Source organism: Frankia sp. AgKG'84/4 (genome assembly GCF_023242965.2).
Lineage (GTDB): Bacteria > Actinomycetota > Actinomycetes > Frankiales > Frankiaceae > Frankia.
Window position 1 is genome coordinate 1 of record NZ_JALKFU020000850.1, and the last position, 946, is coordinate 946.

General features: G+C 68.9%; 1 protein-coding gene. It reads left to right on the forward strand.

Annotation, left to right across the window (positions count from 1 at the left end; translation table 11 throughout):
* The first annotated feature begins 66 nt into the window (after positions 1-66).
* On the forward strand, positions 67-939 hold the full coding sequence (locus MXD58_RS25635; RefSeq protein ID WP_248836454.1) for an NmrA family NAD(P)-binding protein: 873 nt from the start codon (positions 67-69) through the stop codon (positions 937-939).
* Positions 940-946: the final 7 nt, after the last annotated feature.

A 946-nucleotide genomic window follows, 5' to 3' on the forward strand; every position in this document is an offset into this window, starting at 1 on the left:
CCCGGTTCTGTATCTCTTAACATGAAGAGTAATTCCGCTTCCGCTTGCGCTGTTCTGGGAGGCTCCATGATCGTCGTCTGCACCCCCACTGGTCAGATCGGTCGACAGCTCGTCGCCGATCTGCTTGACGCCGGCGCGCCGGTGCGCGTGATCACGCGGGACCCCGCGCGCCTCGACCCGCTTTTCCTTGGCCGGGTCGAGGTCGTTCAGGGTTCGCTGGCCGACGCCAGCGTCCTCGCCGACGCTCTCTCGGGCGCCGACTCGGTGTTCTGGCTGCTGCCCCCTGACCCGACCTCGACCGACCCCGTGCAGCGGGCGCTGGACTTCACCCGGCCGCTGTGCGAGGCGATCGGCAAGCAGAGCGTCCGGCGCCTGGTCTACGTCGGCGGCCTGGGCCACCAGGAGACCGCCGACACGGACACGATGGGCAAAGCCATGGGCGAGCTCATCGACCAGACCGGCGTGAGCTATCGGACCCTGCGGATGCCCGCGTTCATGGAGAACCTGCTGTGGCAGATCCCGGTGATCAAGCATCAGGGAGTGTTCCTGTTCCCTGTCAACGGTGACCTGAAGCTGCCGACCTGCGCCACCCGGGACATCGCCACCGTCGCGGCGCGGACGCTGCTGGACGACTCCTGGACCGGCCGGGACTACATTCCCGTGCTCGGCCCGGCGGACATCTCCCACAACGACGAGGCCCAGATCCTCTCGGAGGTGCTCGGCCGGCCCGTCCGGTACCAGCAGGTGCCCGCGGAGGTCTTCAAGGCCAACCTGATCCGGACCGGCACCGCCGAGGCGTCGGCGCAGTGGCTCGCCGACCTGCTGACCGCGATCGACGGCGGACTCTACAACGCGGAGCCCCGCACGCCCGAGGCCACGACCGCGACGACCTTCCGGCAGTGGGCCGAGGACGTGTTCAAGCCCGCCTTCCTGGCCTAGGCGCGGC